The following is a 7,709-nucleotide window of genomic DNA, read 5'->3' as shown; positions in this document are numbered from 1 at the left end:
ACCGATGATAGATTACATAAACAAAATACAAACTTCGATTTGGTGAACCGCCGTATACGAGACCCGTACGTACGGTGGTGTGAGAGGCGCACTGGCAATCATTCGATTGTCAGCCGTCTACTCGATTGTATGCCGTTTTTTTTTATTCTTTTTTCGCCTCAAACTTCGGAACAAAATAATTTAAGCAATACAGCATTGCTCCATAAGTGAAAATGAGCGTAGGCATATTGGTGTTAAACCCTAAGTCAAATTCTGGAATACCGAATAATTCTCTAAAAGATTTTGTAGCAATTAATAGCATAAAAACTATACCATAAGCGAAAATAGAAATGATTGCAATTCTATTTTTTGTAGTTCTAATAATTCCTTTTTTTGCTTCTTCTCTAAAGAAATACCATAAAGCACCAATACTAAATAAGGCTTCTATTAAAATGGCTAAATAGGGGTTAGAAGCATACAATCCAAGACCAGCCTCCATTGTGTCTGCCCCAAAAATGTGGTGCATATGACCAGAAAAGAAATCTAAAATAAAATGGATTGATACTAAAGCAACACTTACTAAGCCTATTTTGTTACTTTTAAATAGAAATTTACCAATTAAGAAAATAATTGCCAACCAAAATAATTGAGGTAACAAATCGTGACTATACAACATATCCACTACCATATTACTTAAAGTAGCATCAAAAGCATCAGTTGGGTTGGTAGGTTCAAGCCCTAGGTAATGGAATACAAACCATAAAAAATCTTGCAATTGCGAGATAATTAAAAAATAAAGTAATGTTCCTTTTGGGAACTTTTGTTTGGCTATTAATGCGGTTGTAAAATGTCCTGCTAACATAATTCTTGTTTAAATTTTGTATTTTTGCTATTGAATTGAAAGCAAAAGTAATAGTTACTATCGAATTAATAGTAATAATCTATAAAAAATGAAAAAAGAATTTCGTTCTGGCTGTCCAATCTCTTCTGCATTAGATATTGTAGGTGATAAATGGTCTTTGTTAATTATTCGAGATATGTTAATTAAACATAAAAAGACGTTCAAAGAAATATCAGATTCGGACGAAAGGATTGCTCCAAGTATTTTGTCTGCACGATTAAAATTATTGGAATCTTATAAATTAATATCCAGAACAAAAATACCTGAAAATAAAAAAGAGAATATTTATTTGTTAACAGAAAAAGGAATTCGATTAACTCCAATAATCATTGAATTCAGTTTGTGGGGCGATACTAATATGCGAGAATTTAACAAAATAGATGATATAGAAGGTTTGAATTCAGATAAGTCTTATGTTATTCAATCAGTTCAAGATAGTTATAATTCTATGTTGCTCAATTTCCGATAATGTTGCTCTCAAATGGCATACAACGTTGTTGTGTATGATTAGTTGTGTGTTTCAAGCAGTGAATTTACTAAATAAAGCACGAACGGCGAAATTCCGAAGGAATTTCCCAAGTGAGCTATAACCAGCAATTAATTATACACGGTGTTAGCTTTTAGTGCTTTTCTTTCCAATTAATTTCTCGTTAATATTCTGTTTTCAATTGCCTTTTTAATTCCGCATTTTATGTTCTATTTAACTCGATTTTCATTCCGCAAACTTGCTCAAATTCCGCAATATTTTTAATTCAGATTTCTAGTAAACAATTCCGCAATTTGCTAAATTCCGCTTTTCAATTCAGATGTCGATTCCACAAGCGAGCTAAAAATTCCGATGCGATTTTTATTCTGCATTTGAGTGAGAATTCAGATTTTTATTTTTCCAATAATTAATGTAAAGCTTTCCTGTTGCTATTGTTGAACCTATCATTAAAAAGTAAATCATAACATACTTTTTTTGAAAAAAACTTTCAGTAAATAAATCAGTCGTGCTTAATGTTAATAATAATATTCCTACAAACCACAATAAAGTAAATAAAATCAAATTCTTTATCGATGGGTTTTTTATGAAATTTCTTTTAACTGTTTCCATTTTTTTATTTTTTATTTTCTGTTTTATAATTCCGATTTCGCAAACTTGCTAATGCATTAAAGCTAACTTAGTTATATGAACACTTTATTACCCTATTCTATAACAAAATAGCTGGATATGGATGCTTTTTAAGCTTTTCTATAATCCATATACTGGAGGTAATAAAGCAATCAAGCCATAAATATAACCTATTATTTTCTTACAAATAGTCGAAAGGGTTTTTAATTTCTATTAAGTTAGTCGACGATACGTGCGTGTATATCATTGTGGTCTTCGGGCTGTTGTGTCCTAATAATTCTTGTATGTAGCGTAAGTCTACCCCGCTTTCTAATAAATGAGTGGCAAAACTATGACGCAAGGTGTGGAGTGTCGTATATTTTTTAATTTCAGTTTTGGCTACCGATTGTTTTAAAACCTGTCTAGCACTTACCTGCGAGTAGGGCGTGCCACCGCGGCCTTCAAATAAATAGTGCTGCGGATCGTAATGTTTAATGTAAGTGTGTAGTAATGGAATCAAATTTAGAGAAAGTAAAGTGTAGCGATCCTTTTTGCCCTTAGCGGCTTTTATATGTATCAGTCCGCGGCCGTAGTCTATATCGTTTAGATGCAAGCTCAATGCTTCACCTATGCGTAATCCGGCCGAATACACCAAACTAAGTAACGTTTTATGCTTTAAGTTTTTGGTGACTTCAAAGAGCGTCTTTACTTCGTGTTTGCTTAAAATATTGGGGAGCTTTTTGTCTTTGCTAGGCCGCTCAATGTCTATAATATCGACAGTACCGTGTATAAACGATACATAATGCTTAATGCCAGTTATGCATTGGTTTTGGTACGAGATCGACTTGTTAGGAGCCACAATAAAATCGTAATTAAACTGCTCCACACTTCGCGTCGTAATAGTGGTAATATGCTTTAAACTTAAATACCTTAAAAAAAAAGCAGTGACCTCGCAATAGGTGTTCACCGTATTATCACTAAACCGTTTTTGATATAACCACTTTTTATAACCCTCTAGTTTTAAAAGTTGCGTTTCAGATAAAGCAGGGAGCGGTGGCGCTTTCTTAACAGCAAGTGGTGTTGGTTTTATCGCTGTCGCTTTAGGCTTTAAATCACTATAATCAACAAAAAAATGTTGCAACCTTAAATAGTCAAACAACTTGTTTAAGGCTGTTCTATTATAATACACGTAATACTTTTGTTCCAAAGCGCTCCAATGGCTATCGGTATAGTTTTTTATGTACTGTTCCACAATGGGGCACGGCGTAAACTGTAACGCAATACAATTGTTATCATCAAGGCGAAGCTTTTTTAGAGTAATAGAGGTCGGTTTTTGCATAGAAAAATTGATTAACCTCTAAATCTACCTAAAAATATTTTTAATTCCTAATGTGCTTCTAGCCAGTTTATTCCAGTATCCAAATCAACGTCCAACGGAACCTCTAACGTAAAAGCCTGTTCCATCTCTGTTTTAATTAGCATTTTCATAGCCTCCAATTCAGGTTTGTAAATATCAAAAACCAATTCATCATGTACCTGTAACAACATTTTAGATTTGTAGTTTCCTACTTCCAAGGCATTATAAATGGCAATCATAGCGATTTTAATAATGTCGGCTGCACTCCCTTGTATCGGCGCGTTTACAGCATTCCGTTCGGCGCCACCACGCACAACACCATTTCTAGAATTAATGTCTTTTAGATAGCGACGGCGCCCTAAAACAGTCTGCACGTAGCCATTGTCGCGTGCAAAATCTACTTGCGCGCTCATATACGTTTTTAGCTTGGGGTAGGTTTCATAATACGTCTCAATAAGCTCCTTAGCTTCACTTCGCGATAAATTAGTCTGATTGCTCAGTCCAAAGGCCGAAACCCCGTAAATAATTCCAAAATTAACCGTTTTAGCATTGCTTCGTTGTTCTCTAGTAACGTCGCTTAACGGCACATTAAAGACTTGTGCTGCTGTGCTTGCGTGTATATCCTCGCCGTTCTTAAAAGCAGTAATCATTGTTTCTTCTTTACTCAACGCCGCAATAATTCTAAGTTCAATCTGCGAATAATCGGCCGCCAATAAAATGTAATCAGCATTGCGCGGTATAAACGCTTTCCGCACTTGTCGGCCGCGCTCGGTACGAATAGGAATATTCTGTAAATTCGGGTTATTGCTACTCAATCTTCCGGTAGCAGCAACCGTTTGCATATAATCGGTATGCACACGTCCAGTAGTGGGCTCTATCTGCGTTGGTAACGCATCAATATACGTGCTTTTTAATTTCGATAGTCCGCGATAATCCAAAATATCCTGTATAATCTCGTGGTCTTTCGCTAAATACGATAAAATGTCTTCCGAAGTCGCGTATTGCCCCGTTTTCGTTTTCTTAGGCTTATCAACTAGTTTTAGGTTTTCAAATAAAACAATTCCCAATTGCTTAGGCGAGGCAATATTAAAAGTCTCGCCAGCAACGTCATAAATTTTAGCTTCCAAAATTTTAATATCCGTATCCAAATCGGCCGATAATGACGTTAAGAAATCGGCATCAAGATTAATACCTTCCAATTCCATAGCGGCCAAAACGCGAAGCAGTGGGATCTCAATATCATTAAATAAATGCTCAATATTAGCACTCCCTAATTCGGTTTCAAAATGCTGTTTTAGTTGTAACGTAATATCGGCATCCTCGACCGCATACTCCGTTTGTGCCTCTAAAGGCACATCGCGCATAGACAGCTGGTTTTTGCCTTTCTTACCTATAAGTTCTGTAATAGAAACCGGGGTGTAATTTAAATACGTCTCGGCCAAAACATCCATATTATGGCGCATATCCGGGTTTATTAAATAATGCGCTAACATCGTATCGAATAATTTTCCCTGTACTTTTATGGCGTATTTGTCAAGTACTTTTATATCATATTTTAAATTCTGCCCTACCTTTTCAATGTGCTCAGCTTCAAAAAACGGACGTATTAATTCTACAACCGCTTGTGCTGCCTCTTGGTTCGCCGGTACCGGTAAATAGAAGCCTTTGCCAACTTCCCAAGAGAATGCTATCCCCACCAACGTCGCCGTTAACGGGTTTAGTCCTGTGGTCTCCGTATCGAAACACACACAGGTTTGCGCCATTACGTTCTTTATAAATAAGTCCGTTGCCATTCCTGGTGCCACACTTTGGTAAAAATGCGAAGTCGTAGCTATCGTTTGTCGCGAAAAAGTGTTGGGTAGCGCTTCCGCAGAAGTGCTCGCGGTACCAAATAAATTAAATTGTCCGGCACCAGCCAAGTCACTAGCACTAGCTGTTTTCTTAGATTCCGGTACCGCTGTCGCAGCTCCGCTTTCGGTAGTTTCAACCGTAAAGGTCTTAACAAAATTATCTATTAAACGTCTAAACTCTAACTCCTGAAAAATCTCAGTAACCTTTGGTATATTAGGTGCCGATAATTCAAAATCTTTAGCATTAAAAGTTACCGGCACATCTAGCATAATAGTCGCCAGTTTCTTAGAGAGTATCCCCAATTCTTTATTGGCTTCAATTTTCTCCTTCATCTTACCTTTTAGCTCGTGGGTATGGGCCAAAAGATTTTCCATACTACCATATTGGGCTAAAAACTTCTTAGCCGTTTTTTCGCCAACCCCTGGTAACCCCGGAATATTGTCAGACGCATCACCCATCATTCCCAAAAAGTCAATCACCTGTAACGGGTCTTCAACTTCAAATTTCTTTTGTATTTCCGGTATGCCCCACGTTTCATAACCGCCACCAAAAACAGGCCGGTACATAAAAATGTTTTCGCTTACTAATTGCGCGAAATCTTTATCGGGGGTCACCATAAACGTCGTAAATCCTTCCTTTTCTGCTTGCTTAGAGAGGGTGCCAATAACATCATCAGCCTCAAAACCTTCTTTTACCATTATAGGTATATGCATCGCCTTTAAGATGTCCATAATATAAGGTATTGCTGTTTTTATGGCTTCGGGTGTCGCGTCTCGGTTCGCTTTGTACGCTTCAAAAAGTTCCACACGGTCGGCACTACCGCCTTTGTCAAAACACACCGCTAAATGGTCTGGTCGTTCGCGTTTTATAACATCTAACAATGAATTCATAAAACCCATAATGGCCGACGTGTCCACGCCTTTAGAATTTATTCTGGGGTTTTTTATAAAAGCATAATAGCCTCTAAAAATTAAAGCATAAGCATCGACTAAAAAAACGCGTTTTTGTTCTGACATGATAAAGTGTTTGTAAAACATCAAAACTACAAAAAAGTAAGCGGTTAAATACCCTTTATTAATTGGCAATTTTAAAAGACTCTGTAGTCTTTAGCACCCTAGTTTTTTTAAAAAACAATGGGTAACGGTCGGCCTAATTATATTACCTATTAAATCTTTAACAGTTTAATAAGAGACTCGCAACTGTAAAACGCTTAATTTTAACACATAATACACTTCTGTTTATGATGCTGCGCTGGATTATTTTTATAATCATTTACCTAATTATAGATTATTACGCTTTTCAAGCGGTTAAAACCATTACCAAAAAAAAAGGGGTATACTGGTTGTATTGGGTGATTAGTACATTGGTAATTAGTAATTTATTTTATCAAATGATTATAAATGCCAATGATACCGTACGCGTTTTAACACCCCTAAAAAGTTACGCCTTTGGGTTTATGCTTAGTGTTTTTGTACCGAAATTAATATTAATCTTCTTTCTCTTTGGTGAAGATATTTTAAGAGTACCACACGCTATTTACAATTATTTTGTAAGTACCAAAGTAGTCGATGCTAGTTTTATGGTGTCGCGTAGAAAATTTATAAGCTATATCGCCTTAGGGTTAGCTGCTCTGCCTTTTGGTGCATTGCTATACGGTATGTATAAAGGGAAATATAATTTTAAAGTCTTAACTTATACCTTAACCTTTAGCGATTTACCGGCCGCTTTCGATGGCTATAAAATAACGCAAATTAGCGATATCCATTCCGGAAGTTTCGATAATCACGAAAAAATAGAATACGCCGTTAACCTTATTAACGAACAAAAAAGTGATGCTATTTTATTTACCGGTGATTTGGTAAATAACTTCGCCGCCGAAATGAAACCTTGGAAAAACACCTTCGGTAAGCTGCATGCTAAAGATGGCGTGTACTCAGTATTAGGAAATCACGATTATGGTGATTATGTCGAATGGTCTTCCGAAGAAAAGAAAACAGAAAACCTTGATGAACTAATCGCTATTCAAAAAGAAATGGGCTTCGATATTATGTTAAACGAAAGCCGCTTTATAGAACGCGGTGGCGAACGTATTGCACTAGTGGGCGTAGAGAATTGGGGTAAAGGGGGTTTTAAAAAAGCAGGCGACTTACAAAAAGCAAGTGAATTACTAGATCCTAACGATTTTAAAATACTGCTTAGCCACGATCCATCGCATTGGGAGGCGAAAGTGGTAGACCATGCGTATCAGTATCATTTAACGCTTAGCGGACATACCCACGGAATGCAATTCGGAATAGAAATTCCGGGCTGGTTTAAATGGAGTCCCGTAAGTTGGAGGTACAACCAATGGGCAGGAATTTATAAGCAAAAAGAACAGTATATTAATGTAAACCGCGGATTTGGATATCTAGCTTATCCTGGAAGAGTAGGTATATGGCCAGAAATCACCGTTATCGAACTTAAAAAACAAACGGAAGTTACGTAACTAGCAATCGGTTATTAAAAATTGTGTATTTTTATAATTATAG

At 36.4% G+C, this 7,709-nt stretch carries 6 protein-coding genes; 2 read left to right on the top strand and 4 right to left on the bottom strand.

Annotation, left to right across the window (positions count from 1 at the left end; genetic code table 11):
- Positions 1-142 precede the first annotated feature (142 nt).
- A complete protein-coding gene (locus ES677_RS11110) occupies positions 143-841 on the bottom strand; it encodes a hypothetical protein (protein ID WP_148381275.1) in 699 nt (232 codons plus the stop codon).
- An 88-nt stretch (positions 842-929) separates the two neighbouring features.
- Between ES677_RS11110 and ES677_RS11105 the strand changes: the two genes are divergently transcribed.
- Positions 930-1,349: a winged helix-turn-helix transcriptional regulator gene (locus tag ES677_RS11105; protein WP_148381274.1), complete on the top strand. Its 420-nt coding sequence runs from the start codon at positions 930-932 to the stop codon at positions 1,347-1,349.
- Between the two features lie 378 nt (positions 1,350-1,727).
- On the opposite strand, the gene ES677_RS11100 is transcribed toward ES677_RS11105, so the two are convergent.
- From ES677_RS11100 to polA, 3 genes are all read right to left on the bottom strand, one after another.
- Positions 1,728-1,976, bottom strand: coding sequence for a hypothetical protein (locus tag ES677_RS11100; protein ID WP_148381273.1), 249 nt, complete (start codon positions 1,974-1,976; stop codon positions 1,728-1,730).
- A 199-nt stretch (positions 1,977-2,175) separates the two neighbouring features.
- Entirely contained in the window at positions 2,176-3,312 is a 1,137-nt protein-coding gene (locus ES677_RS11095) for a tyrosine-type recombinase/integrase (protein ID WP_148381272.1), read from the bottom strand.
- Positions 3,313-3,359: 47 nt separating this feature from the next.
- On the bottom strand, positions 3,360-6,197 hold the full coding sequence (gene polA / locus ES677_RS11090; protein ID WP_148381271.1) for a DNA polymerase I: 2,838 nt from the start codon (positions 6,195-6,197) through the stop codon (positions 3,360-3,362).
- 227 nt (positions 6,198-6,424) lie between these two features.
- Here polA and ES677_RS11085 point away from each other — a divergent pair, with 227 nt between their 5' ends.
- Entirely contained in the window at positions 6,425-7,666 is a 1,242-nt protein-coding gene (locus ES677_RS11085) for a metallophosphoesterase (RefSeq protein ID WP_148381276.1), read from the top strand.
- Positions 7,667-7,709 lie beyond the last annotated feature (43 nt).

The sequence above is a fragment of the Bizionia gelidisalsuginis genome, from assembly GCF_008086185.1.
Classification (GTDB): Bacteria; Bacteroidota; Bacteroidia; order Flavobacteriales; family Flavobacteriaceae; genus Bizionia; species Bizionia saleffrena.
The sequence above is the reverse complement of the archived record's forward strand: the minus strand, read 5'-3'. Positions and strand labels throughout refer to the sequence as shown.

Bases quoted from the DNA above. Each gene is read 5' to 3' on its own strand.
- ES677_RS11110 (WP_148381275.1), bottom strand. From the start codon at position 841: ATGTTAGCAGGACATTTTACAACCGCATTAATAGCCAAACAAAAGTTC.
- ES677_RS11085 (WP_148381276.1), top strand. From the start codon at position 6,425: ATGCTGCGCTGGATTATTTTTATAATCATTTACCTAATTATAGATTAT.
- polA (WP_148381271.1), bottom strand. From the start codon at position 6,197: ATGTCAGAACAAAAACGCGTTTTTTTAGTCGATGCTTATGCTTTAATT.
- ES677_RS11100 (WP_148381273.1), bottom strand. From the start codon at position 1,976: ATGGAAACAGTTAAAAGAAATTTCATAAAAAACCCATCGATAAAGAAT.
- ES677_RS11105 (WP_148381274.1), top strand. From the start codon at position 930: ATGAAAAAAGAATTTCGTTCTGGCTGTCCAATCTCTTCTGCATTAGAT.
- ES677_RS11095 (WP_148381272.1), bottom strand. From the start codon at position 3,312: ATGCAAAAACCGACCTCTATTACTCTAAAAAAGCTTCGCCTTGATGAT.